The 25,664-nt window shown below is 71.1% G+C and carries 19 protein-coding genes; 9 read left to right on the top strand and 10 right to left on the bottom strand.

Annotated features, from left to right (window positions below; all coding sequences use genetic code 11):
• Positions 1 to 569: 569 nt before the first annotated feature.
• From WME95_RS36085 to WME95_RS36065, 5 genes are all read left to right on the top strand, one after another.
• Positions 570 to 710: a beta-propeller fold lactonase family protein gene (locus WME95_RS36085; RefSeq protein WP_437903860.1), complete on the top strand. Its 141-nt coding sequence runs from the start codon at positions 570 to 572 to the stop codon at positions 708 to 710.
• Complete coding sequence (locus tag WME95_RS36080) at positions 707 to 1,765, top strand: hypothetical protein (protein WP_437903859.1); 1,059 nt, start codon at positions 707 to 709, stop codon at positions 1,763 to 1,765. The genes WME95_RS36085 and WME95_RS36080 overlap by 4 nt, the downstream gene beginning before the upstream one ends.
• A gap of 122 nt (positions 1,766 to 1,887) precedes the next feature.
• Positions 1,888 to 2,427 carry an RNA polymerase sigma factor gene (locus tag WME95_RS36075; protein WP_437903858.1) on the top strand — a complete coding sequence of 180 codons (540 nt, stop codon included), beginning with the start codon at positions 1,888 to 1,890 and terminating at the stop codon, positions 2,425 to 2,427.
• On the top strand, positions 2,424 to 3,335 hold the full coding sequence (locus WME95_RS36070; protein WP_437903857.1) for a hypothetical protein: 912 nt from the start codon (positions 2,424 to 2,426) through the stop codon (positions 3,333 to 3,335). Before WME95_RS36075 ends, WME95_RS36070 begins: the two co-directional genes overlap by 4 nt.
• A gap of 329 nt (positions 3,336 to 3,664) precedes the next feature.
• Entirely contained in the window at positions 3,665 to 4,363 is a 699-nt protein-coding gene (locus tag WME95_RS36065) for a hypothetical protein (RefSeq protein ID WP_437903856.1), read from the top strand.
• A gap of 121 nt (positions 4,364 to 4,484) precedes the next feature.
• Here WME95_RS36065 and WME95_RS36060 read toward each other — a convergent pair whose 3' ends face one another.
• Complete coding sequence (locus WME95_RS36060) at positions 4,485 to 5,420, bottom strand: cupin domain-containing protein (RefSeq protein ID WP_437903854.1); 936 nt, start codon at positions 5,418 to 5,420, stop codon at positions 4,485 to 4,487.
• A gap of 15 nt (positions 5,421 to 5,435) precedes the next feature.
• On the opposite strand from WME95_RS36060, the gene WME95_RS36055 reads away from it, so the two are divergent.
• A complete protein-coding gene (locus tag WME95_RS36055; RefSeq protein ID WP_437903853.1) occupies positions 5,436 to 5,945 on the top strand; it encodes a DUF4267 domain-containing protein in 510 nt (169 codons plus the stop codon).
• A 455-nt stretch (positions 5,946 to 6,400) separates the two neighbouring features.
• On the top strand, positions 6,401 to 7,990 hold the full coding sequence (locus tag WME95_RS36050) for a hypothetical protein (RefSeq protein ID WP_437903852.1): 1,590 nt from the start codon (positions 6,401 to 6,403) through the stop codon (positions 7,988 to 7,990).
• Positions 7,991 to 8,158: 168 nt separating this feature from the next.
• On the opposite strand, the gene WME95_RS36045 is transcribed toward WME95_RS36050, so the two are convergent.
• The 5 genes from WME95_RS36045 to WME95_RS36025 all read right to left on the bottom strand — a co-directional run bounded on the left by WME95_RS36045 (position 8,159) and on the right by WME95_RS36025 (position 16,551).
• Complete coding sequence (locus WME95_RS36045; RefSeq protein WP_437903851.1) at positions 8,159 to 11,134, bottom strand: glycoside hydrolase family 3 C-terminal domain-containing protein; 2,976 nt, start codon at positions 11,132 to 11,134, stop codon at positions 8,159 to 8,161.
• Positions 11,131 to 13,485, bottom strand: a complete 2,355-nt coding sequence (gene yicI / locus WME95_RS36040; protein WP_437903850.1) for an alpha-xylosidase — start codon at positions 13,483 to 13,485, stop codon at positions 11,131 to 11,133. The genes WME95_RS36045 and yicI overlap by 4 nt, the downstream gene beginning before the upstream one ends.
• The gene (locus tag WME95_RS36035; protein WP_437555552.1) at positions 13,482 to 14,249 is read right to left on the bottom strand and encodes a carbohydrate ABC transporter permease; all 768 of its coding nucleotides are present in this window, start codon (positions 14,247 to 14,249) and stop codon (positions 13,482 to 13,484) included. Before WME95_RS36035 ends, yicI begins: the two co-directional genes overlap by 4 nt.
• Positions 14,250 to 14,365: 116 nt before the next feature.
• Positions 14,366 to 15,262 (bottom strand): carbohydrate ABC transporter permease, encoded by an 897-nt coding sequence (locus WME95_RS36030; RefSeq protein WP_437903849.1) that lies wholly within the window; start codon positions 15,260 to 15,262, stop codon positions 14,366 to 14,368.
• An 11-nt stretch (positions 15,263 to 15,273) separates the two neighbouring features.
• Complete coding sequence (locus WME95_RS36025) at positions 15,274 to 16,551, bottom strand: ABC transporter substrate-binding protein (protein WP_437544175.1); 1,278 nt, start codon at positions 16,549 to 16,551, stop codon at positions 15,274 to 15,276.
• A 668-nt stretch (positions 16,552 to 17,219) separates the two neighbouring features.
• On the opposite strand from WME95_RS36025, the gene WME95_RS36020 reads away from it, so the two are divergent.
• Positions 17,220 to 19,148 (top strand): DUF4215 domain-containing protein, encoded by a 1,929-nt coding sequence (locus tag WME95_RS36020; RefSeq protein WP_437903848.1) that lies wholly within the window; start codon positions 17,220 to 17,222, stop codon positions 19,146 to 19,148.
• Positions 19,149 to 19,356: 208 nt separating this feature from the next.
• On the opposite strand, the gene WME95_RS36015 is transcribed toward WME95_RS36020, so the two are convergent.
• Positions 19,357 to 21,009 (bottom strand): sigma 54-interacting transcriptional regulator, encoded by a 1,653-nt coding sequence (locus WME95_RS36015; RefSeq protein WP_437903847.1) that lies wholly within the window; start codon positions 21,007 to 21,009, stop codon positions 19,357 to 19,359.
• 347 nt (positions 21,010 to 21,356) lie between these two features.
• On the opposite strand from WME95_RS36015, the gene WME95_RS36010 reads away from it, so the two are divergent.
• Positions 21,357 to 22,652 (top strand): serine hydrolase domain-containing protein, encoded by a 1,296-nt coding sequence (locus WME95_RS36010; RefSeq protein WP_437903846.1) that lies wholly within the window; start codon positions 21,357 to 21,359, stop codon positions 22,650 to 22,652.
• 33 nt (positions 22,653 to 22,685) lie between these two features.
• On the opposite strand, the gene WME95_RS36005 is transcribed toward WME95_RS36010, so the two are convergent.
• The 3 genes from WME95_RS36005 to WME95_RS35995 all read right to left on the bottom strand — a co-directional run bounded on the left by WME95_RS36005 (position 22,686) and on the right by WME95_RS35995 (position 25,542).
• A complete protein-coding gene (locus WME95_RS36005; protein ID WP_437903845.1) occupies positions 22,686 to 23,648 on the bottom strand; it encodes an NAD(P)-dependent alcohol dehydrogenase in 963 nt (320 codons plus the stop codon).
• Between the two features lie 60 nt (positions 23,649 to 23,708).
• On the bottom strand, positions 23,709 to 24,695 hold the full coding sequence (locus WME95_RS36000; protein WP_437903844.1) for a hypothetical protein: 987 nt from the start codon (positions 24,693 to 24,695) through the stop codon (positions 23,709 to 23,711).
• Between the two features lie 112 nt (positions 24,696 to 24,807).
• Positions 24,808 to 25,542, bottom strand: coding sequence for an iron-containing redox enzyme family protein (locus WME95_RS35995; protein WP_437903843.1), 735 nt, complete (start codon positions 25,540 to 25,542; stop codon positions 24,808 to 24,810).
• Positions 25,543 to 25,664 lie beyond the last annotated feature (122 nt).

The raw sequence follows: 25,664 nt of genomic DNA, 5'->3' as shown, positions 1-25,664 counted from the left end.
ATGATGGTTAAGGTCAGGAGAGAAGAGCGGCAGGAGCCCTCGCCGACCCTTGTCGTGGGGGAGGCAGGAGGTCGCCCTCGGCGCAGGCTCGTGCGAAAGGCCTCATGGCAATCGGTGTGCCCGGAACGATCGCCGGGCGCGCCCCCGGGCCCCGAGCGGCGCGGCAGGCGGCGTGCGCTGCTCGAAGGGCAGGGCTCACGGCGCGGCGGTCCCTGCCCGAGAGCGAGCCGGCGGCGCGGGACGAATGGCACGTGGCACGTGGCACGTGCCACGTGGGCGCGCGTGCCACGAGCTAGCGGAGCTGGCGGCTCACGACAGGACACATGGCTCTTGGCGATGAGATCGGGGCAGTCCACGGTCGCGGAGCCCTGCGGATCGGACAGCGCGCAGGGATCGCCGTCCAGAACGAGGAAGAGATCGTGCGCGCCGAGCAGCCTCGGCTCCAGCGTGGTGTGGACACTGCACCACAGCCGAGTGAACTCGTTGGACCTGTTGATTCTTGCAGGCGGATCGGTGGATCGTACGTTTGGACGTTATGTCGACTGCCGGTCGTTGGCGGGAAATTCTTGATGCTCGTCGCGAACCAGGGCTCGAGCGACATCGTCGTGTTCCACGTGGACGAGGCGACCGGCGCCCTCCGGCCCACGGGCCGCGTCACCGAGGTCCCCGAGCCCACCTGCGTCGGGATCGCGGCCTCGCCGGGCCCGTGACCGCGCGCCGCGCAGCGCGCCTCGGGCTCGTCGCTGCGGCGCTCGCCGCGTCGGCGCTCGTCGCTGCGTCGCGCCCCGCGCGCGCGTCGTCCGGCGAGCAGACCGCGTCGCTGAGCTGGGTGCGGCTCGCCGGCGCCGAGGCGTGCGTCGGGGCGCGCGCGCTCGCGCAGGCGGTGGAGGCGCGCCTCGGGCGCGCGGCGCTCGTCTCGGCCGCCCGCGCCGAGCTCACCGTCGAAGGGCGCATCGAGCCGGGGGGCGCGGGCGGGTGGCGCGCGGTGATCGCGGTCGCCGACGCGGGCGGCGCGGTGCTCGGGACGCGCGAGATCGCGACGGCGTCGCCGCGCTGCAGCGCCATCGACGACGAGCTCGCCCTGGCCATCGCGCTCATGATCGACCCCAGCGCGAAGCTGTCCCCCGGCGCGCCGCCCCCGCTGGCAGCGCCGGCGCCGTCGCCCGCGCCCTCGCCGCCGGCGCCGCAGGTCATCGTGCAGCGCGTCCTGGTCCCGGTCCCGCCGCCGGCACCTCCGCCGCCGGCGCCGTGGCGCGTCGAGGTCGGCGCCGGCCCGCTCTTCGGGCTCGGCCTCCTGCCCTCGCCCGGCATCGCCGCCGCGCTCCGCGCGCGCCTCACGCCCCCGCGGTCGTGGTCGTTCGAGGTCGGGGGGGCGATCTGGCTCCCGAACGAGGCGACAACCGGCGCCTCCTCGACGCGCTTCTCCTGGGGCGAGGGGTTCGTGTCCGCGTGCCCGGTCTCGCTCGGGGGCGAGACGCGGCTCTCCGCGTGCGCGGGCGTCCGCCTCGGCGCGCTCCAGGTCGGCGGCCTCGGGTTCCGCGTCGACCGCGCCGACGAGCGCCTGACAGCGGGCGGCGCGCTCGACGTCCGCCTCACCCGGCAGCTCGCCGGCCCGCTCACCGTGGGGGGAGGGCTCGGGCTGATCGTCCCGATCGTGCGTGACACCTTCTACTACATCGACGCGCAGGGCCGGGACCGCGAGGTGTTCCGGATGGCGCCGCTCGCCGGGGCGGCGGACGTCCTTCTCGGCGTCGATTTCCCGTGATGTTCCCGTGACTTCCGCTGATTTTGCTGATTCGAAGCCCGGCGTCGCTTTTCTTTCAGAAAACCGCGCGCTCGCGACCATCCAGGTCAGGGCCCGGCTTCCTTGCGCCCCGGCCTCTCGCGATGACCCTCGAGGAGATTTTCGAAGAGAACGCAGCGTACGTGTGGCGCGTGCTGCGGAGGCTCGGCGTCGGCGAGGCCGACGTCGAGGACGTCTGTCAGGAAGTCTTCCTCACGGTGCATCGGAAGCTCGACACCTTCGACGGCAGCTCGGCGCTGCGCACGTGGCTCTACGGCATCTGCCTGCGGCTCGCGTCGGAGTACCGGCGCCGGCCGCACCGGCGGCGCGAGGAGGTGGCCGCGGCCGTTCCCGAGCCGGTCATGGCGGCGCCGCAGGACGAGACGCTCGATCGCCGCCGCGCGCTCGACCGGCTCGACGCGGCGCTCGATCAGCTCGACGACGACAAGCGCGCGGTGTTCGTCCTGCACGAGATCGAGCAGGTGCCCATGGCGGAGATCGCGAAGGCGGCGGGGTGCCCGCTGCAGACGGCGTACTCGCGGCTGCGCGCGGCGCGGGCGCAGATCGAGGCGGCGATGCGCCGGTACGAGCTCGGCGCGCCGCGGGTCGGGGCCGCGCGGATCACCGAGGGGAGCAACGTATGAGCGGCGATCCTCGCAAGCAGATCGGCTCGGAGGGCGGCTCGGACGTGCTCCGCCTGGCCCTCGAAGCGGCCCGGCGCGACGCGCCGGACAAGGCGCAGCTCGCGCGCCTCGCGGCGCGGCTGCCGCTCCACCCTCCGGGCGGACCGGGCGGCGGCAAGGACCCCGGCGGCCCCGCGGACGGCGGTGGACCGGCGACCGGCGGCGGCGCGGGCGCCCCGGCGACCGGCGGCGGCGCGAGCGCCCCGACAACACACGCTCCGGCGGGGATCGCCGCGAAGGGGGCTGTCGCACCGCCGTCGGTGCTCTCCGGCCTGGCGGTCGGCGCGGCGCTCGGCGTCGTCCTCGTCGGGGCGGTGTGGCTCATGCCGTCGCGCTCGCAGCCGCCGCCCGGCGCGGCGGTGGTCGCGGCCGCAGCCACGGCGGACGCCCCCGCGGCGGCGTCCGCCGCGGGGGCGCCGGAGGTGCCCGCGGAGGCGCCCCCCGCTGCGGAACCGCCGCGCGGGCGTGCTCCGGAGCCGCCGAGCGCGCGCGCGTCCGCTGTGACGACCGGCGCGCCGCTGCCCGCGCGCGCGTCCGCCGTGACGACCGGCGCGCCGGCGGCGGACGGCTCGGCGCAGGCGGCGCTGCCCGACGCGGAGACGGAGCTCGGCCTGCTGCAGCGCGCGCAGGACGCGCTCGCGGCGCGCCCTGCGGAGGCGCTCGCGCTCGCCGACGCCCACCTCGCGCGCTTTCCGGGCGGCGCGCTCGCCCAGGAGCGCGAGGTGATCGCGGTCGGCGCCCTGAAGGCGCTCGGCCGCGGCGGCGAGGCGCTCGCGCGTGCGGACCGCTTCGTCGCGGCGCACCCGAGCTCCGCCTACCGCCGCAGGCTCGAGATCCTCGTTCCGGAGCTGAGAGGCGCGCAGCGATGACAGCAGGCCGCGGGCTGCCGTCGCCCCGGCGAGGCCAGGGCGCTGAGCGGTGGATCTCTCGAGGTCCCCGGCTCACGGCGTTGCCACACCGAACGCCGGTTGTAACGACTGCTCTGCTCGCGGCAAAGGCGGCTTCCTCCACCGCACGGGGATCCAGGGGGACCGCCTTGTTCAGGCCCACCGTCGTACCCGAACGAAGATCGATCAGGAGATCATAAAAACAGACGAACGGCGTCATTCATGGAGTGACAACGGGCCGCGCTGACAGGCCCGGGGAGATACGAATGCGACGCCTCGTGAATACATCCATTTCATTGTTCTTTGGGCTGATGATGCTCCAGACCTTCGGCGCCGGATGCACCGCCCTGGTGGAGGTCGGCGACGACAGCGACGACGGCGGCGGTCACGAGGACGGGCCCGATGATGACGCTCATGGAATCGGCAGCGGCTCGTCGGTCGGGAATGGCGGCAACTCCAGCACCGGGGGCGGCTCGTCGGTCGGGAATGGCGGCAACTCCAGCACCGGGGGCGGCTCGTCGGTCGGCGCCGGCGATTCCGCCTCGACCGGGAGCGGCTCCGGGCCCGCGACGGCCGGCGCGATCGCGCTCCTCAGGAGTGAGTTCCCCGAACCGTCGAACGAGTCCGGGAGCAGCTCCTCCGGCGGCGGGCCGGGGCCGGGCACTTCTCCGAACGATCTCTTCATCATCTTCGGCGTCCCGGTGAGCTCCTGCGCGGATCCAACCTCGTTCAACGGCTGCGACAACTGGGCGCTGGGCATCGCCATTCCCCCTGCGCTGCAGGTGCCCGGCATCCTTGATCTGAGCGCGCCGGAGGTGTTGTACTCGAACTACACTGTGAGCCGCAGTGACAGGGGCGACGACGGCTGCTGGTGGGGCGAAGGCTCCTTGAGGTCCGGCACGATGGAGATCGTGAGCATCGACGCCGCGGAGGTCGTGGTCCGGCTGAGCGGCACCGATACCCACGACATCGACGCCAACGGCGAATACACCGCAGCTCGATGCCCCTGACGTCCCTGGCTCCGTGACGGAGAAGAATCCTCTCGTCGAGGGTCTGGCGATCCCCGAGCGAACGAGACGTCCGCTTATTTCGATCTACATCACGAGCCGATCGACGTTCCTGTGCGGTGATTCAGCCGTGCGCGGCGCGCAGCTGCGCGCGGACAGCCGACGGCGTCGCCCCGGTCTCGCGCCGAAACGCGCGCTGAAACGCCTGCACCGTGGCGAACCCGACCGCGTGGGCGATCTGCTGGTTCGACAGCGTCGTCTCGCGGAGCAGGCGGCGCGCGTGCTCGGTGCGCAGCGTCGCCCGGTACGCCATGGGCGGCGCGCCCGTGGCCTCGAGGAACCGCCGGGCGAGCGTGGCGCGCGAGACGCCCACCGTTCGCGCCAGGGTGTCGACGTCCCACGCGCGCGCCGGGTCGTGCACGAGCTCGGCGATCGCGCGGGCGACGACGACGTCCTGCGTGGCGCCGAGCGCGGCGAGCTTCGCGGGCTCGCGGTCGGCGAGCAGCCGCACGAGCTCGATGAGGATGAGCTCGAGCCAGCGACGGCGAGCCAGCCCCGCCCCCGGGCGCGTCTCGTGCAGCTCGCTCCGCAGGCGCGCCAGCGCGTCGGCAAACGAGGGCCGCGCCTCGATGGCCCGCGCGCCGGCGTGGATCACCGTCGGCAGGACCTGTAGCAGGGGGGCAAGCGCGTCGTGCTCGAACCGGAACACGCCGCACAGCGCGCGCGCCGTGGCGGCGCCGCGGCCGAGCACGCGCTCGCCGTCCTCCTCTCGCGAGACCTCGAGCCACCGGTCGAGGAGCACGGGCTTCGCCCTCGCGTCGCCGTGGTCGACGCGGTGCCCCACGCTCGGTCGCACCAGCGCCACGTCGCCCTGATAGAGCGAGACCGTCTCTCGCCCGGCGCGCAGCACGCAGCTCCCCTCGGTCACGTGGTGGAGCACCAGGATCGGACGCGCCGGAAGCTCGAGCGCCCAGGCCCCTCGCGCAGCGGTCCGGCAGACGAGCTCGGACGAGAGTTTCGCCAGGAAAAATCGGCTCGATAGCGGGTCATCCTGGTACATGGCGTGAGCCTAGCGATGATCCAGAGCGCTCGCAACGTGAGCGTCTGGGGCCATTCGTTGCGCGCGCCGGCCATCGCGGGCGCGTCCGCCGAGGGCTACATCCAGCCCATGAACGACGCCACCATCGCTCCCTCCGCCCCGTCCCTCCCGTCGCGCCGCCTCGGCGGCGCGGGCATCGCCACGCTGCTCACCGGCCTCACGCTGTGCTTCATCGGCGCGCGTTTCCTGGTCGTCCCCGGCACCGCGGCCGCGGCCTTCGGCGTGCCGCTCGCTGGCATCGCCGCGTACGCTGTCGCCAAGGGAGCGCGCGACCTCTCCGTCGGCGCCTTGCTCATCGCCTTCACGCTCCTTGGCGAGCGGCGCGCCGCGGCGCTCGCGCTGCTCCTCGGCTCGGTGATCCCCGTCGTCGACGGAGCCATCGTGCTCGCGTGGCGCGGCGCTCACCCGGGCTACCTCGCGATGCACTGGGGCACCGCCGTGTTCTGCATCGCGCTCGGCGTGCTGCAGCTCCGCCGCCGTGCGTGACCCTTCCAAGTGCTTGAAGGAGTCCCATCGGAGCGATGGTTGATCACAGGGAGTGAGCGCCGAAACGCGGAAGTCGTACAACGCAGCACACGTCTGCATGATCCTCGGAGTGGTCTCCGGGCTGTTCCAGGGCCTGTTTGTAAAGAATCTTTAAAAATGGAGATCTGGGCCGCGCCGAACGTTGAACATCGTTTTTGTTCAGCTACATCATCGCTCGCCTGAGGTCGCTCCTAGCACCGCCTGACGTCCCCAGGGCGCGGCCTTACGCGCCGGGCGGCGAGGGCTGCCTCCCCGGCGGTTTCCCCGCCGGGGCGTGGCGCACGAGGCCCACGCCGCACCGCCGGGCGGCTCGAATGGCTCCGCGACCCCAGCTGAAGAGTGGATGAAACGCGCCGCTTTCCTGCTCGTGGCCGCTCGCCACGGCCGGGCGCTGCGCTTGCAACGGAGAAAGCTCGATGGAACGCTCGAAGATGGGGCTGCTGCTCGCGTGCGGCGTCGGAATGGCGCTGTTCGCCGGGGGGTGCTCGCAGGCAGAGGACGAGATTCCGGAGCCCCTCGATGAAGCTTCGCAATCGCTCGCCCTGGCGGATCGGCTCGCTGCGTGCGCGCAGGATCCGCGCGTGGTCGCCGGGCTCGTCTCGCAGGACATCTGCGCGGGCGCGGGTGTCTTCTTCCACGAGACGTTCGAGGGCAACGGCCGCACCTGCGGCACCTGCCACCCCGTGGCCAACAACACGACGCTCGACGTGCCGTTCATCCAGGCCCTCGACCAAACCAACCCCGATGACCCGCTCTTCGTGTTCCGGCAGGTGCCGGAGCTCGCCGAGCTCGAGACCTCGGATCTGCTGGACGACGCGGCCATCCTCGAGAACGTGGACGGCTTCGCCGATCCGACGCACCGGTTCGTCTCGCGCGGGGTGAACCACGTCCTCTCGCTCAGCACCAGCATCCGGGCGGATTCGGGGGACGGCACCACCAATCCCCCCACGGAGCGGACCGGCTGGGGCGGGGACGGCTCGAGCGACGGCACGCTGCGCGGCTTCCTCGAGGACGCGATCACCCAGCACTTTCCCAAGCGCCTCGCCCGCGAGCCGGGCGTCGATTTCCGGTTGCCGACACCGGAAGAAGAGGACGTGACCCTGGCCTTCCAGCTCAGCCTGGGCCGGCTGAACGAGCTCGATCTGGCGAGCGTTCGCCTGTTCGACGCGGAGGCGGAGGATGGCCGGCAAGCGTTCATGGACCCGAACCGCGGCCGCTGCAACTTGTGCCACCACAACGCCGGCGCGAACTTCCAGGACACTGGCAACAACCGCAACTTCGACACCGGCACGCGCACCAAGGGGTCGCCGCTCAACGGGGGCAGCTTCGGGGGCGAGTTCCTCGCGGACGGCGGCTTCGGCGGGCGAGACCTGCCGGCGCCCAACTTCGATGCCACGGGTATCGGCTTCCCCAACTCGTTCGGCAACGGCACCTTCAACCCGCCACCCCTCATCGAGGCCGCGGACACGCCGCCCTTCTTCCACAACAACCTGCAGATCAACGACAAGGCGGCTCCGGGCCTCACCGACGCCGTCACGTTCTACGCCTCGACGCCCTTCCTCTTCTCTCCCGCCGCCCAGGAGCTCGAGCAGCGCTTCGGGACGCCGCTCAACCTGGTGCCGCTCGACGCGCTCGCCATCGCTCGCTTCCTGCGCGCGCTGAACGCCGTCTTCAACGCCGACATCGCGAAGCAACGGCTGGACGCCGCGCGGGTGCTCGTCGACCAGTTCGCGAACACGCGCGCCGACGTGCAGCAGAAGCTGATGGAGCTCGCCCGCGTGGAGATCGACGACGCCATCGAGGTGATGGCCCCGATGACGCTGTATCCCGCTGCGGCGCAGCAGCTCGACCTCGCGCGCGCCGAGATCGCCCAGGGCCTCGCGGCGAGCTCGGCGGTCGAGCGCCGCAACCGCATCGTGAACGCCACCGCGCGCGTGACGACCGCCCGGGCCCAGTTCGGTCAGAACATCACCTTCGTGCTCGGCCAGGGCAACCTGATGTACTGAGCGCGGCCGTGGCGCCGCGCCCCCGCGCCGCCACGCCCCTCCCGCCCACCGAAGAGCCCGCCACCCGTCGGGAATGACCCGGGCGTGACGTGATCCCACCCACCCTCCAGTGCGCCGGGATCAACCGGCACGGAGACGGGTATGCGGAGACCTACGTCGAAGGGCCCCTCAGTCGATCGCGAACGTCGACAGGCGGGCGGCTCCACGGAAGACGAGGTAGACGTCGTGTCGCCCGTAAGCGCCGTCGAGCTCGGCGGCCGCGGTGGCATAGGCGTACACGTCGCCCGTGCTCGGCACGACGGCGGTCCCAACCACCTTGCCGCGGACCGGATCGTCGAGCCGGATCTCGACGAGCGCGTCGCCCGCCTCGGCGCGGGCGAACCCGCCGCTGAAGTGGCTGGCACCGCTGCCCAGCTCCACATCGGAGAAGCGGAGCCAGTCGCCCGCGGTGGCGCCCACGGCATCGCCCCACTCCTTGCTCTCGTCGACCAGCTCGATGCCGGCGTAGTCGTCGAAGTCGAGCGCTCGCGTCTCGCGGGCAAGGTCGCGCGCCGGGATGCGCTCGCCGCGCACGCGCACGACCGCGCTCCGGCGGATGTCGGCCGAGGAGGAGCCGACCATCAGCTCGACGCCAGCCGCCTCGAGGACCCAGCGGCTCCGGGTCACGTCCCAGTGGGCGAGGTCGGAGGCGGCGAAAGCGAGCTCGACCGTCCGCTTCTCGCCCGGCGCGAGACGGATCCGCCGAAACGCCCGCAGCTGCTTGGCGGGCTGCGGATCGCGCGACGATGGCTGGCGGCTGTAGAGCTGAACGACCTCGTCGCCGGCCCGCAGGCTCGTGTTCGTGACGTCGACGCGCACCGAGATCGGGTCGCCGGCCTGGACCGACCGGGCGCTCAGCTGGAGGTTGTCGTACCCAAAGGTCGAATACGACAGCCCGTACCCGAACGGATAGAGCGGATCACCGTCGAAGTAGAGATAGGTCCGCCGGGCCTTGATGATGTCGTAATCGAGGACGTCCGGCAGGTCGTCCGCCGAGCGGTACCAGGTCTGGGTCAGTCGCCCGGCAGGGTTGTGGTCGCCGAAGAGGACGTCGGAGATGGCATGGCCGGTCTCCTGGCCCGCATGGGTGGTCCACAGGATGGCGGGGACGTGGAGCTTCTCCCACGGGATGGTCATCGGATAGCTGGTCTCCATCACGAGGATGGTGCGCGGATTGGCGGCGAGCACCGCCCGTACCAGGGCGGACTGCCGGTCGGCCAGGGCCATCGACGTGCGGTCGTGATCCTCCCGCCCGTTGATGAACGGCATACTGCCAACGACGACCACGGCGGCGTCGGCGCCTGTCGCCGCGCGCACGGCCTCGTCGACGCCGCTCCGGACCACGTCGACCGCGAAGTGAGCCGCGTTGGCCGCCTCGGTCGCGGTCAGGGCGAGCGCGCCGTCCTCGGCGATCGTCAGGTAGACCTCGGAACCGGCCCAGTCGAATGCCTTCTCGTATCCGGCGTAGCGGATGACGTGCGTGCCGTCGCTCTGCGGCTCGAGGACGAACTGCTGCTGGACGAACCAGCCGTACGGCTGGGCGGCGCGGTTCGCGAAGTTGGGGCCGAAGTTGAAGCGGTCGACCACCTTGCCGTTGGCCGCGCTGCGCAACGTGACGATGCCCTGCCCCCAGTCGAACACGTCGAACTCCTCGGTGGGACCCGCGCTGGCCGCGCCGACGCGCAGGATGTCCCCGTCCTCGTCCGCGCCGGCGGTCACGTAGCGGCCGCTCGCGACGTCGCGCAGCACGATCCGGTCCACGCCCTCGCTGGAGAGGACAGTGGCGCCGCTGAGCCGCTCGCGGATGCCGTCCAGGGGCGTGACCCGGTACGGCAGCGCCCCGGAGTACCAGTCCGTGTAGAGCGTGTCCGAGAGAGGCCCGACGACCGCGATCCGCCGCGTGGCCGACGGGTCCAGCGGCAGGAGGCGACGCCTGTTCGCGAGCAGCACCATGGCCTCGTCGGCGGCCCGGCGGGCCAGCTGGCGGTGCTCCGGGCTGTCGATGACCTCGGGCCCGATGCCGGCGTAGGGACCCCCGTCCGGGTCGAAATCGCCGAGCCGGAGGCGGACGGAAAGGACGTGCTCGACGGAGGCGTCGATGTCCTCCTCGGTGAGAAGCCCTTGCGCGAGCGCCGAGTGGAGAATCTCGATGGTGCGCGCGCTGTTGGCGTCGTCGACGGTGAAGCTGTCCACTCCGGCCAGGAGCGTGGCCGCGAAGGCCTCCTCGCTCGTGGCGAAGTACTTCTGCGAGGCGCTCAGGTTGTTGGGGGCCCAGGCGTCGGACACGTTGTAGAGCGTCTTCTCCGTCCAGCTCCGCACGACCTCGCCGACATCCGGGTTGACGGTGCACGGCCTGCCGTTGACCAGGTTGTAAGATGTCATGACGCCGGTCACGGCGTCGGCGGCGATGGGTATCTTGAAGGCCAGCTCGTCATACTCGTGCTTCACGCGGGGGCGCAGATTCGACGACGTGGTGTCACGATGAATCTCGTTGTTGTTGGCGAGATAGTGCTTGATGACCGGCGCCGTCTTCAGGTAGAGCGGGTCGTCCCCTTCGAGGCCGCGCCCGTATGCGGTGGCGATCGCGCCGGAGAGGAGCGGGTCCTCGGAATAGCCCTCCTCGTTGCGCCCCCAGCGCGGGTCGCGCAGGAGGTTGACCACGGGCGCCCACACCTGCAAACCCCAGACGCGAGGGGCGAGCGCGTGATGGCCGCGAACTTCGGCTCCGACAGCCTCGCCGACCTGCCGGATGAGATCCGTGTTCCAGGTCGTCGCCAGGCCGATCGCCTGCGGGAACACCGTGCCGGTAGCCGTCACGACGGCGCCGCCGTTGTCGCGATCGGTGGACCAGGCCACTCCGTGCAGCCCCTCGGTGCCGGCCTTGAAGTCCGGAATGCCGAGCCGCGGAATGGCAGGCTGAAACTGATGCAGGAGCGAGATCTTCTCGTCGAGCGTGAGCCGGCCGAGGAGGTCGCGGACGCGGATCTCGATCCCCAGACCGGGATCCTGGAACGGCAGCATGTCACTCGCGCTCGAGTCCGAGGGGTGAAACGAAAGCGCGAGGACGAACGGAACGGAAGCAACGATTGAGCGAAATCTCTTCATCGGTCGTCTCCTTTGGGACCGGGCGCCGTGGTTGAGCCCTTCTCTTCCAGCGTGATGACCAGCTCGCCGCCGGTCGCCCTGACCAGCGCTCCCCGCGCGTGCTCCGCGCTCTCCCCGCCTTCAACGGCCGCGACGCGGCGGTTGACGAGGAGAACGTTCCAGGCACCTGGGGCTCCCGCGGCCTCCACCCGCACCACCGGGCCGTCCCGGGACGTGGTGAACGTCGTGACCGCGTCCCCGTCCGCGCCCGGGATCACGGTGGTGACGCGGGCGCCGTCCGCCGGCTCGACCACGCGCAGCGTTACACCATCCGCGTGGTCGTAATCGGGACGGTCCTCCACCGCGCCCTCGGGGATCACCGCCCCCGGCCGGACGAGCAGCGGCACGCTGTCGAACCCGTGGCGCTCGCGCACCCAGCGGCCGCCCTCGACGCGCTCCCCGGTGAGGTAGTGCGTCCAAACGCCGCGCGGCACATAGTAGGAGAGCTCCCCGTCGGCGGAGAAGACAGGCGCCACGAGCAGGTCGTCGCCCAGCATGTACTGCCGCTCGAGATGCGTGCAGGCCGGGTCGTCCGGGAACTCGACGACCATCGCGCGCATCATCGGCAGGCCCTCGCCGTACGCCTGCCGCGCGGCCCCGGCCAGGTAGGGCATCAGCCGCATCTTCAGCCGGCTGAAGCGCCGCAGGACCTCCACGGACTCCTCGTCGAACAGCCATGGCACCCGGTAGGAGCGGCTTCCGTGCAGCCGGCTGTGCGACGAGAGCAGCCCGAACGCGATCCATCGTTTGAACAGCGCCGGGTCGGGGGTGCCCTCGAATCCGCCGATGTCGTGGCTCCAGAAGCCGAATCCCGACATGCCCAGCGACAGGCCGCCCCGCAGGCTCTCCCCCATGCCCTCGAACGTCGACTCGCAGTCGCCGCCCCAGTGCACCGGGAACTGCTGCCCGCCCGCCGTGGCCGAGCGGGCGAACACGATCGCCTCGCCCTCGCCGCGCCGCTTGCGCAAGAGCTCGAACACCGTCTGGTTGTAGAGATAAGCGTAGTAGTTGTGCGCGCGGTCCGGGTCGGACCCGTCGTGGTAGACGACGTCGGTGGGGATGCGCTCGCCGAAGTCGGTCTTGAAGCAGTCCACGCCCATGTCGAGCAGCGCCTCGAGCTTGGCGGCGTACCACGCGCGGGCCTCGGGGTTGGTGAAGTCGACCACGGCCAGGCCCGGCTGCCACAGGTCCCACTGCCACACGTCGCCGCTCGGGCGCCGCAGCAGGTAGCCGCGCGCCCTGCCCTCCTCGAACAGCGGCGAGCGCTGCCCGATGTAGGGGTTGATCCAGACGCAGATGCGCAGGCCGCGCTCCCTGAGCCGGCGCAGCATCCCGGGCGGGTCGGGGAACACGCGCGGATCCCACTCGAAATCGCACCACCGGAACTCGCGCATCCAGAAGCAGTCGAAGTGGAACACGCTGAGCGGCAGGCCCCGCTCGGCCATCCCGTCGATGAACGAGGTGACGGTCGCCTCGTCGTAATCGGTGGTGAACGAGGTGGACAGCCACAGCCCGTACGACCAGCCCGGCACCCTCGCGGGCCGCCCGGTGAGCGCTGTGTACTTGCGCAGGATCTCCCTCGGCGTCGGCCCGTAGATGAGGAAGTAGCGCATCGACTGGCCCTCGACGCTGAACTGCGTCCGCGCCATCGCCTCGGAGGCCACCTCGAACGACACGCGCCCGGGATGGTCGACGAACACGCCGTAGCCCGCGTTGGTGAGGAAGAACGGCGCGTTCTTGTACGCCTGCTCGCTGGACGTGCCGCCGTCGGCGTTCCAGATGTCCACGACCTGGCCGTTCTTGACCAGCGGCCCGAACCGCTCGCCGAGCCCGTACACGAAGTGGTCCACGCCGAGGTCGAGCTGCTCCCGCACGTAGTGGCGGCCGTCGTCGGTGTCGATGATCGCCGTCGCCTTCTGCGCGCTGCCGGTGAGGCGGCGGCCCCGGGCCAGGAAGTCCAGCCTCCACCCCTCGCCGCGCCCGACCCGCACCGACAGCGCGCCGGAGGTCAGCGTGGCCGCCTCCTCGTCCAACGTCACCGCCCCGGTCGGGTCGGTGGCCAGCTCGAACGCCGGGCCGCGGGGCCGCTCGCCCGCGAAGTGCGTGATGGTGACACCGATGACGTCCGGCATCGGGGACGCGCAGGTGACGGTCACCACCGGTCCCTTGAGCAGGTCGCCGCGGTGCCGGATCCGCTGGACGGGCGCGTGCGCGACGAACGACGCCGGCCCGGCGTCGATGTCGAGGACCTCCATCGGGTAGACCGCGTGCACCCCCTTGCGCATCATCCAGTAACCGTCGCTGAACTTCATTCCTTGATCGCTCCTGCTGTGAGTCCGCGCGATAGCGTGCGCTGGAAGATGAGGAAGAAGACGATGGTCGGCAGCAGGCCGAGCAGCGCGGCGGCGCTGGACATGGTGGCGTCCATCAGCCGCTGCCCCTGCAGTACGCCGAGCGCGACCGAGACCGTCTGGTTGTCGTTGGAGATGAGGAAGACGAGGGGGATCAGGAACTCGTTCCAGGTCCAGATGAAGAAGAAGACGAGCATCACTGCCAGCGTGGGCCGCACGACCGGCACGATCACCCGCCACAGGATCTGCCACCGGCTGGCGCCGTCTATCCGCGCCGCGTCCAGCAGCGGCCGGGGGAACGCCGACATCACCGACGACAGCAGGTAGGTGCCGAACGCGCTCTGGACGACGGCGAACACGATGATCACGCTGATCCGGGTGTCGTAGAGCCCGACCTTGTTGGCCAGGTAGTACAGCGGGTAGACCAGCGACTCCTGCGGCAGCGTGTTGGCCATCAGCAGCAGGACCAGCACCCACATCCGTCCCTTGATCCGGCCGATGCCCAGCGCGTAGGCGTTCAGGACCGACAGCAGGACCGCCAGCACGGCCACCGAGCCGCTGATGAGCAGGCTGTTGAACAGGACGTGGCCGAAGCCGACGCGCTCCCAGAAGTCCTTGATCCCCTCGAGATAGAATCCCTCCGGCGGGGCGAGCGGGCCGTTGGCGGTGTACTCCTCCGGCGTCTTCAGCGCGTTGAAGACCACCACGGCGAAGGGGATCAGCATGATCCCGGCCAGCGCGGCCAGCGCCACCAGCACCGCGTAGGCCGACGGACCCCGGCGGCGCCGCCGCGGCCGGTTCCGCGCGGGTGCGCTCACCGGGCTCTCGGTCAGCGTCACGGTCACCGCTCCTCCCCCAGCTCACCGCCCTGCAGCCGCAGGAAGGCGATGGTGAGCGCGATGATGATCAGCGTCAGCACGGTGGCGATCGCGGAGCCGTAGCCGACGTCGGTCTTCTCGAAGAAATTGACGTAGGAGTAGTAGGACGGCACGCTGGTCGCGCCTCCCGGGCCGCCCCTGGTGAGCACGAAGATGTGCGGGAACGCCTTGAGCGCAGCGATCGTCGTCCACAGCAGCACCACGAAGATCTCGGGCCTGATCTGCGGGATGGTGACGTGCCAGAAGCGTTGCGCCCACGAGGCCCCGTCGATCTCGGCCGCCTCGTACAGCGAGGGGTCCACGCGCTGCAGCCCGGACATGAAGATCACGAGGGGGAATCCGATCTGGATCCAGACCATGACCCCCATGACGCTCCACAGCGCGGTGGCGGGATCGCCGAGCCAGTCATGCGCGAGCGAGCCGAGCCCGATCGCGTCCAGCAGGACGTTCACCGCGCCGTTCTCTGGGGCGAGCAGCCAACTCCACACGATGCCCGCGATGACGATTGGCAGGACCTGCGGCAGGTAGATGCAGGCGCGCAGGGCGCTGGCGGTGCGCGGGCCGAAGTGCCGGTCGATCAGGTCGGTCAAGACGGCGGCCAGCACGAGGCCGATCATCGTCGGGAGGATCGCCATCCCGACGATGACCAGCGCGTTGTGCCGGAACGACGCCCAGAACTCGCCGTCCGTCGCCAGCTCCCGGTAGTTGTCCAGCCCTACCCACGTCGGGGTGCCGACGCCGGCCCACTCGGTGAAGCTGGTCCCGATGTTCATCAGGAACGGCGCCCCGATGACCCCGGCGAACAGCAGCAGCCCGGGGATCAGGTAGGGCAGGTAGGCGAGCCGGTCACGCCCCGTCAAGCTGCGTGTCGTCACTTGGGCAGGCCGCTGTCGTAGGATCTCTGGATTCCGCTGAGCACCGACTGCGGCGAATCGCCGTTCATGAGCTTCTGGGTATGCGAGACCCACTGATCGTAGAAGCCCGCGACCGGCCAGTCCGGGTAGTACGCCAGGCCGCTCGACTGGGCGAGGGTGTTGAAGTCGTCGTTGAGCTTCTTGGCCCTGGGCTCGGTGATGGCCGAGCTGTCGGCCGCCACCGGCACCGCGCCCGCGTTGCCGAGGATGTTCTGGATCTTCTTCTTCAACGTGATGTCGATGAAGTCGTAGGCGAGCTGCTTGTTCTTCGATCCTGCCGGTACGACCCACAGATTTCCGCCCGATCCGAGGGTCATCTTGGCGCCGGGCCACACGGAGGTACCCCAGTCGAACTTGGCCTCCTTGGACACGCGGCCGAACCACCAGCTCCCGGAGAACATCATCGGGAACTTGCCGCTCATGAACGCTACCCCGGCATCCTCGGCCTTGGCGCTGACCGAGTTCTTGGCGATGTAGCCCTTCGTCACCCAGTCGGCGAACGTGGTCGCCCCGTACGTCCATGCCGGGTCGGTGAAGTCGGCCTTGCCGGTGTAGCGCTGGAACGCGTTCACCCACGGCGGGTCGGCCTTCTCCAGCGCGAGCTGGTAGACGTACTGCTGCGCCATGTACTCGGCGCCGGCGTTCGCCAGCGGCGTGACGCCCTTGGCGACGAACGCGTCCATCGCCTTGGTGAACTCGTCGAACGTGGTCGGGACCTTGACGTCGTATTTCTTGAACAGGTCCTTGTTGTAGTAGACCTGCGTGTACTCGGCGTAGTTGGGGACCCCGTACCACTTGCCGCCGCCCATGATCCCCTTTTCGTCGTACCTGGCGACGGCCTGCACGTTCGGGCTGATCAGCTTGTCCCAGCCGCGCTTGGTGACCTCGGGCGTGAGGTCCTCGAGCAGGCCCTGCTTGGACAGCAGCCCGGCGGTCGCGTTACCCTTGTTGTACTCCATGACGTCGGGGGCGCTCTTGGAGTTCATGATCATGGGCGCGGTCTTCTGGATCTGCTCGAAGCCCTTCTCCTCGAGCTTGACCTTCACGCCCGGATGAGTGGCCTCGAACTCCTTGATGGCCTCGTTCCAGGCCACGCCCATGGCGCTCTCGGGAGCCTCGTAGTGCCAGATGCGCAGTTCCTTGCCGCCGGACTCGCCGTCGTCGCTGCGACCGCACGCGGCCAGCGTCAGGGTCCCTGCGGCGAGCAGCGCTGCGCCCGTGACTCGTGTGATCATAAATTTCCTCCGAGGTGAGAAACGGGCATCGGCCCTCCTTTTCGAAGCGCTTCGAGTGCCGAGATGATAAACGACATGTGAACGTTCACACAACAAGGAAACCCAACAAAGTGCTGGTCACGCGTTCACCTGGGAGAGTGTGGGCGACGTCGCCGCCAGGCGCACCTGGAGGCAGCGGCCATGAAGCTCGCGTCCATCATGCTCGACAGCGCATAGGGCCCCGCGCCTGGCCGCTTCACTCGGATCCCGATCCTGCTCTTGCCCAGGTATTCGCGGCAGGTTTTTCCGATACGAGGTTCCTGATCAACACCAGCTACCCCAGGAGGTCACTCCGCTGGCTGCGGAGCCCTCCGTGCCAATGTGCCTGAAACACCGACCCTCAATGCGCGTACTGTCGGAGGGCGAGTCCGGAGCGTTTGATGAAAGAAGAGCAGCCCTCTCAGCAGACGAGCCAGGCGCATTGTGCGCTCCGCGCGCGATTCTCCGTGCGATGCGCAGCCACGCCCGGATCCGGCGGCCGCGCGCACTGGCGCGCGGCGGAGGCAGGCGGCCTTCATGAAAGGGGGTTTGCCAGGCGGATCGGTTGTGCCGAAGATGGCATCACGCTGCGCCGTGGGGTGAGGCCCACGTCGCGTCACGACAGCTCTCTCTTGCGTTGGAGCAGGTGGATGAACGTACGACTCGTTGCAGGTCTTTTCGTGCTGGCGCTGTCGGCTGCCGCGGGCTGCGGAGACGATGACGGCCAGGTCGGCGCCGGCGGCAATGGCGGCTCCGGCGGCGCTGGCGGTGGCGGCGGCGTCGACGCCACGAGCACCGGAACTGGCACCGGCGGTGGCGGCGGCGGCGGCGCCGAGCCCACCGGCGGTGGCGGTGCTGGCGGCGCCGAGCCCACCGGCGGTGGCGGTGCTGGCGGCGCCGAGCCCACCGGCGGTGGCGGTGCTGGCGGCGCCGAGCCAACCGGCACCGGTGGCGGCGGAGGCGGCGGTGCCGAGCCAACCGGCACCGGTGGCGGCGGAGGCGGCGGTGCCGAGCCAACCGGCACCGGTGGCGGCGGCGGCGCCGAGCCCACCGGCGGAGGCGGTGCTGGCGGCGCCGAGCCCACCGGCGGAGGCGGTGCTGGCGGCGCCGAGCCCACCGGCGGAGGCGGTGCTGGCGGCGCCGAGCCCACCGGTGGCGGCGGCGGCGGCGCCGAGCCAACCGGCACCGGTGGCGGCGGCGGCGCCGAGCCAACCGGCACCGGTGGCGGCGGCGGCGCCGAGCCAACCGGCACCGGTGGCGGCGGAGGCGGGCCGGCGGGCGCGCTGTACGAGGCCTGCGCGATGGACGATGAGTGCACCGGGGACATCTGCCTCTCCGAGGAGGAACTTGGATACCCGTCCGGGCTCTGCTCGGACCTGTGTGAGCCCGCGGCCGAGCCAACGCCGGGCGGAGAGTGCGACGGCGGGGTCTGTCTTGATATCTTCGATGGCGTGGGCGCGTGCCTGGCGCTCTGCAGCGCGTCGTCGGAGTGCCGCGACGGTTATGCCTGCGAGGACATCGGCGGTGGCATCCGGGCCTGCGTCCCGAGGTGCACCTCGAACGCGCAGTGCCCCTCGCTCGGCGTGTGCGACACCCTGAGCGGCGTCTGCACGCCAGGCGAGACGGACTGCGCGAACCACGAGGACGACGACGGGGACGGGTCCTACGACTGCGCGGACACCGACTGCGCCGCGACCTGCACCCCGATCGCCGAGTCCGCCTGCGCGAGCGCGACACCGATCGTCTCGACGACGATCCACGGCGACACGTCGGGGGGCACGAGCGGGCTGGGAGGGACCTGCTACCTCGGCAACACGGGGCACGGACCGGAGGAGATCCACCTGTTCACGCCGCCCGCCGGGCAGTCGGGCACGCTCGTGGTCGAGCTCGAGTCGCCGACCGAGCATAGCGTCTATGCCCGTAGCTCGTGCGCGGACATGCTCTCCGAGATCGACTGCTCCGACGAGAACTACCCCCACGATGGTTTGCCCGACGAAGAGCGGATCGAGATCCACGTGAGCGACGGCCAGACCGTGCCGATCGTCGTCGACTCCTATGAGCCGCGGGAGGCCGGTCCCTACACCCTGAACGTCAGCTTCACGCCGGTCGTCTGCGGCGACGGGGCCGTCGGCTCGGCCGAGCAATGCGACGACGGCAACACCACGAGCGGCGATGGCTGCTCCGCCACGTGCGCCTACGAGCCCGACGTGCTGTGCGAGAACGCGGTCGAGCTCGTGATCGGCGAGAACACGGGCAACACGGCGACCGGCCCCTCGGTGTTCGAGGGCAGCTGCCTCGGATGGGACGCGCCGGAGACGATCCACAGGTTCACGCCGCCGAGCGACGGCACGCTCACGCTGACGCTGTCCGCCGAGACCGACCTGGGCATCTACCTGCGCGAGAGTTGCGCGGACTTCGGCTCCGAGCTCGCGTGCGTCGACGACGAAGGCCGCGGCCATGACGAGACGCTCGTGATCGATGTCACCGGCGGCGAGCCCCTGTTCGTCATCGTCGACACCTACACGTCGATCAACAGCGGCCCCTACACGCTCACCGTCGCCTTCACCCCCGCTCCCTGAGGTCGACGCTGCCGTCGCGGGCGCTCACCGTGGGACCCGATTGGCAGGAGTTCAGGCTGCCTTTCGACACTTTCCCTCTTGACCACCTGTCGGTTGCCAGCGTCGAGTTGATAGTGACGCTGTATCAGCGTAGCAACGCCGATCCGGGAGGGGGCGTCCCGCGCGCTGGGCGCCCGGCGCGCGGCGCTCTCGTCGCGCTCGTGAGCGCTCAGGGCGACCGCTTCCGCGGCCGCGGGATGCCGTACTCGTCGATGCGGTTGATCAGCGTGCGCAGCGAGACGCCGAGGAGCTTGGCGGCGCGCGTCTGGTTGCCCGCGGACCGCTCGAGGGCCTCGACGACGCGCTGCCGGTCCGCGGCCTTCATCTCGAGCCGGAGCCTCGCCAGGGCGTCGCCGCTCGGAGGCGGCGCGTCGGCCGGCGGCAGCCCGGCGCCGCTGGGCGGCGGCAGCCCGGCGCCGCTGGGCGGCGGCGGCGGCAGCGCGGCGCGGTCCGACGAGGGGGCGTCGCCGCTCGACAGGGGCGTGGCGCGGCTCGACGGGGGCGCGGCGGTGCTCGGCAGGGGTGCGGCGCGGCTCGACAGGGGCGCGGCGCCGCCGGGCGGCAGCGCGGCGCCGCTCGGCGGCAATGGCGGCGGCGGGGGGATGGTGCCGCTCGGCCGCGACGCGGCGCGGCTCGACGGGGGCGTGGCGCCGTTCATCAGGTGCGGCGGCAGATCGGCGGCCAGGACCGATTCCCCCGCGCACAGGACCGCCGCGCGCTCGATCACGTTGCGCAGCTCGCGGACGTTCCCCGGCCAGGCGTACGCCTCGAGGGCGGCGAGCGCCTCCGGCGAGATGCGCGGCGCGCCCCGCTGGTCGAGCTGCCGGCACGCCTCCTCGAGGAACCTGCCGGCGAGCGGGCCGATCTCGGCGATCCGCTCGCGGAGCGGCGGGACGACGAGGGAGATGCCGTTCAGCCGGAAGTAGAGGTCCTGGCGGAAGGCGCCGCGCGCGATCTCCGCCTCGAGATCGCGGTTGGTCGCCGCCACGAAGCGGAGGTCGAGCCGGCGGGGGGTGCGGCCCCCGATGCGGAGCACCTTCCGGTCCTCGAGGACGCGGAGCAGCTTCGCCTGGAAGGCGAGGGGCAGCTCGCCGATCTCGTCGAGGAACAGCGTGCCGCCGTGGGCCGCCTCGAGCAGGCCGGGGCGCGCGTGGCTGGCGCCGGTGAAGGCGCTCTTCTCGTGGCCGAAGAGCTCGCCCTCGAGGAGCGACGGCGGCAGCGCGGCGCAGTTCAGCTCGACGTAAGGCCCGCTCGACCGCGGCGAGCGCGCGTGGAGGGTCCGGGCGAGCACCTCCTTGCCCACCCCCGTCTCGCCCAGGATGAGCACGCTGATGGGGCTCCGCGCGGCGCGGGCGGCCTGCTCGTAGAGCGCCAGCATCGACGGGGCCAGCAGCACGATGTCCGCGGGCGGCTTTCCGCGGTCGGGCTCCTCGGCCGCCCCGCCGGGCGTGCGGCCGACGACGACGGTGGTCGCGCCCAGGTTGAAGCGCTCGCCGACGCCGACCTCGGCGCTCTCCCGCGAGAGGCGCCTCAGGCGGTGGGTGCGCGCCGTCAGCGCGCGGGCCTGCGGCTCGCCGACGAAGGTGCCGTTGGCGCTCCCGAGGTCCTCGACCCGGAGCGGCGGGCCGACGTGGAGGGCCGCGTGCCGGCGCGACACCGAGCGATCGTCGATCCGCACGTCGCACCCCTCGTCGCGCCCGAGGACGACCCGGCCGTGGGGCGGCAGCGGGGCGAAGGTGATCGTGTTGCCGGCCACGATCGCGAGCCGGAGCACCGTCGCGCAGGAACCCCGCACATCGCTGCCGGGAAAGCCTTCGTCCACGAGCACATCCTACGCGGCGCCGCGCGCCGCCGTGCGCTGGTTTGGCGTTGATCTGCACGAAGATTTGCACGAATCATGCAAGACCGTGCAGAGCGTCGGGAGCGCGCGGGCGATCGCGCGGCCGATCGTGCAGGCGGATGCACGATCGGCGCACCGGTCCGCCGGCGCTGTCGCGCGGCGGCGCCGCGAATCGCTGGGTCCGCTGCCCGGCACGCCTCCTGCTGTCCAGGAATTCGGGCGCTCGCGAGCGTCGATGGCGACCTCGGCGACGGCGCGGGAAAGCGCGCCCGAGCGGGCTCTGCGGCGGCGCGACCCGGCCCCCCACGAATCACGGATCAGGAGCGAGCATGTGCACCGAGCATGGATTTTTCAATCGCAGGCGCCTTCTCCAGGGGCTGGGCCGTACGGCGGCGATGGCCGCGTTCGCGCCGGCGGTCCTGTCGGCCAAGGTGGCTGAGGCGCACATCCAGACGACGTACGAGCAGCTCGTCCCGGCGCTGCCCGAGCGCGTCGGCCTGTGCTCGGAGCGCATCGAGGACGTCTTTGCGCGCATCCAGCGCCGGGTGACCGACGGCCTGTTCCCGGGCGCGGTCGCCCTGGTGGCGCGGCGGGGCAAGATCGTCGGGCACCGGGCGTTCGGCTCCCGGGTCCGTGGTGCGGACGAGCCGATGACGCTCGACACGCTGTTCGATCTGCTCTCCATCACCAAGGTCCTCGCGACGTCGACGTCGGCGGTGATCCTCGTGGAGGACGGCGTGCTGCGGCTGAACGATCGGGCGGCCGACTTCATCCCGGAGTTCGCGGCCAACGGCAAGGAGGCCATCACCGTGCGCGACATGCTCCGGTACACGGCCGGCTTGCCGCTGGACAGCCAGTTCCTGGACGATCCGGACGCCGAGCGCGTCTGGCAGCGCATGGCGGAGGCGCCGCTCGAGTACGTCCCTGGCACGCAGGTGCTCTACAGCGATCTCACCTACCGCCTCCTCGGGCGGGTGATCGAGGTCGCCTCGGGCATGGATCTCGACGCCTTCGCGAAGGCGCGCATCTGGGGCCCGCTCGGCATGAGCGACACGACCTTCAACCCGTCGGCGGCGCTCATCTCGCGGACCGCGGCCACGGGCTACTCCGAGCTCCGGGGGAGGGTGCTGCGCGGCGAGGTCCAGGACGAGCAGGATCACGCGCTCGGCGGGATCGCCGGCTGTGACGGCGCCTTCTCGACGGCGCGGGACATCGCGGTGTTCTGCCAGATGATCCTGAACGGCGGCAGGTACGGCGGCGTCCGCGTCCTGAGCCGCCAGGCCGCCGCCGCGATGGTGAGCAACCAGACGCCCGAGGTGAGGGCGTCGGAGACCGACGTTTCGCCGATAACGAACCTCCTGCTGACGCCCAAGGGCTATGGCTGGGAGCTCGCGACCCGCCGATTCTCCAACGGCGGCTCGCGCCTATCGAGCGGCTCTTACGGCAAGGCGGGCGGCACCGGGTGCTTCCTGTGGATCGATCGCCGCCGCGAGCTGATCGGGGTCATCTTGACGAACCACGGCGTGCCGACGCCGTTCGATGAGATCGGCTGGAACCGGATGCTCGACGCGGTCGGGAACGGGGAGTTCTTCGACGGGATCGTCAACGCCGTCCTCGACGACTGAGCCCGGCGCCGGTCGGTACTACGGGGGGCGCCGTCACACGGTGATGACGATCTTCCCGCGCGCTCTGCCCTCGCCGAAGTAACGGAACGCGTCGGGGACCTCGCTGAGCGGAAAACAGCGATCGATGACGGGGCTCAGCTTGCCCGCCTGGAACAGCTCCCCCAGGGCAGCGAGGTCGTGGTTCGCCTTCGCTGGCATGAGGCGCATCTTCTTTTGCTCGCTCCTCGCTATCCAGGGCCCGACGAGCAAGACCTGCAAGATTCGACCGATGGAGCCCCCGAGCATCACGTAGGTCCCCCCTCGGTTCAGCGCGCGCGCGTAGTCGAACATCGAGCGGTGGGCCGCGACGTCGAGGATCAGATCGTAGGTCTTCCCGCCGGCCGTGAAGTCCTCTTGCGTGTAGTCGATGACCTCGGCCGCGCCGGCCCCGCGCATCGTCTCCAGCTTCTCCGTCCGGTCCACGCCGGTGACCTCGGCGCCGAGCGACGCGGCGATCTGGATGGCGAAGGTGCCGACGCCGCCGCCTGCGCCGTTGATCAAGACCTTCTGCGCGGGCCGGAGCCCTCCCTCGTCGCGGAGCCCCTGAAGGGCCATCGCGCCTGCCTGAGGGAGGGCCGCGGCTTGCTCGAACGTCATCCCGGCGGGCTTGGGCGTCAGCGCGCTCTCGCGGGCGCGCGCGTACTCGGCGAAGCCGCCCCAGCCACACTGGCAGAGATCCCCGAACACCTCGTCCCCGGGCCGGAACCGGGTCACGTTCTTGCCCACGGCCTCCACCCGACCCGCGATGTCCGCGCCCGGGACCCTGTGCTTGGGCCTGAGCAGCCCCCAGAAGCGAAACAGCACAGGCGTCCCGGTCACGAGATCCCAGTCCCACGAGTTCACGGAGGCCGCGTGGACCCTCACGAGGACGTCGTCGTCGCCGAGCTCGGGTTTCGGGATCTCCTCGAGCCGCAGGACGTCGGGTGAGCCGTATCGGTCGTAGACAATCGCCTTCATCTCGTCTCCGCGGCGTCCCCGCGGCCCCTCCGGCTCACCCGAGCGCCGCGCGGCGCGGCCTCACTTGCCGCAGCCGACGCGCTCGGAGTGGAGCGCGAGGTCGTCGTACCACATCGTCTTGGCCCCGCCGTGGTACTTCTCGAACCCGAACTTGAAGAGCTTGTAGTCGTACGGGCCCCAGTCCGTGACGTGCATCGCGTTGACCTCGGTGCCGTCCACGAACACGCTCACCGAGCGGCCCGGCCCGTCGTAGTGGAACTCGAGGCAGTACCAGGTGTTCGCGACGAGCTTCACGCCGCCGCTGCACATGTACATTCCGCCGTTCGAGAGCATCTCTTTGTCGTCGCTCTTGCGGTTCAGCTCGAGCTGACACTGGTGCTCGCCGATGCGGATCTGCTCCCCGTTGTTGGGATCCCCGTTGCCTTCTGCGGCCGCGACATACGTGTTGTGGCCCATCTGGATGTCGGTGGCGCTCTTGAGGTAGATCCTGCCCCAGAAGTTGCTCGGCACGGCCACGCCGAGCATCTGGCTGAAGTCCGTGCCCGTGACCTTGACCGAGCGGGTGCCGCTGTGACCGGTGCTGTCCAGCGTCACGAACTCGCCCATCCTCGCGCGCAGGTACTCGGGGAAGAACTGGACCTCGGAAGGCAGCGAGCCGCCCTCGAAGTCGGAGCAGAAGATGCTGCACCCGCCGGGATCCGTGCCGCCGGTCGCCGCCGTGCTGGTCGTTGTGTCGCCGGCTCCGGTGCTCGTGGCGGTCGTGGTGACGTCGCCTGAGCCGCTGCTCGTGGCGCTGCCGCTCGTGGCGCCGCCCGAGCCGTTGCTCGTCGTGGCGCTGCCGCTGCCGCTCGTGGCGCCGCCGCCGCTCGTGGCGCCGCCGCTGGTCGCGCCGGGGCCCGCGGAGGTGCTCCCGGGGCCCGGGCCCGCGGCGTCGTCGCCCGACCCGCCGGCGCCGCCGGCCCCGGAGCTGGATTCGCCGCCGCACGCGGCCACGGACGCGAGCGTGTACATGGCAAAGAAGGCAAAGGAGCGAGCCGAGAAGGACATACTGGGAGATCTCCTCAAGAAACGGGCGCAGAACGGCCCAAGCGATGCGCGCGATTCTATCAGTGAACCCTGCGCGTGTCAGGCAGAACCGGAGGAGTGCGCCGAGGCCAGCTCAGGCCTGCCGGAGCCCCATGGCGCGCGCGACTCCATCCCGGTACGCCAGCCAGGCCGCGTGCGCCGCGGCCACCGCCGACGCGACCGCGTCCGCCATCGGGCCCTCGTCCGGCGCGTGCCCCAGCACCATCTCCCACGCGTCCCGCCGGTGTCCCCCTTCGACCGCCCGGTGCGCCCTCGCCAGGCGCATGCGCTCGGGCGGACACCCGTAGTGCCGCACCATCGGGTGCGCGCGCAGCGCCTCGTCGATCGGCGGCGCCTCGCGCTGTCCGAGCAGCTCCGCGCGCTCGTGCACGCTGCCCTCCACGAAGATCGTCAGCACCGCCGCGCCCACGACCCACGGCGGCGCCGCGCTCACATGGTCGAGCAGCGCCCGGTAGGCGTGGGCCTCGGGCTCGAGCGGGAGCGACTCGTCCTCGATGGCCGCGCGCGGGATGCCCAGGCCGTCGATCATCTCCAGGAAGAGCGCCGGGTGCGACACGCCCAGCGAGAGCTTGCCCGTCTGCTCTTCGAAGAGGTTCTCGGCGAGGGCGCTGCGCACCGCAGCCGGCGGCGACTGGCCGAGCACGCGCGCGAGCAGCACCGGGAAGTCGCGCACGTAGACCCGGTATTCGTGCCGGAAGTGGGCAGCGAGCTGGTCTCGCGTGAGGCCGGGGCCGGTGAGGTGCGCCCAGGCCCAGTGGTTCTTGCGGTCCATGATCGCGAGCAGGCGTTCCTGAAGACGGCGCGTCATGCGGCAGCTCCTCGGCAAGGGGTGAGCCTTGGTTGTACAGCACCGACGGCGTCTGCCCAGCGCCGTCGTCGCAGGGTCGCAGGTCGCGCGGAAGGCGCCGCGGGGCCAGGGGAGGGCGGGGG

Origin of the sequence: Sorangium sp. So ce327 (genome assembly GCF_051530205.1) — a bacterium.
Classification (GTDB): domain Bacteria; phylum Myxococcota_A; class Polyangia; order Polyangiales; family Polyangiaceae; genus Sorangium; species Sorangium cellulosum_B.
The sequence above is the reverse complement of the archived record's forward strand: the minus strand, read 5'-3'. Positions and strand labels throughout refer to the sequence as shown.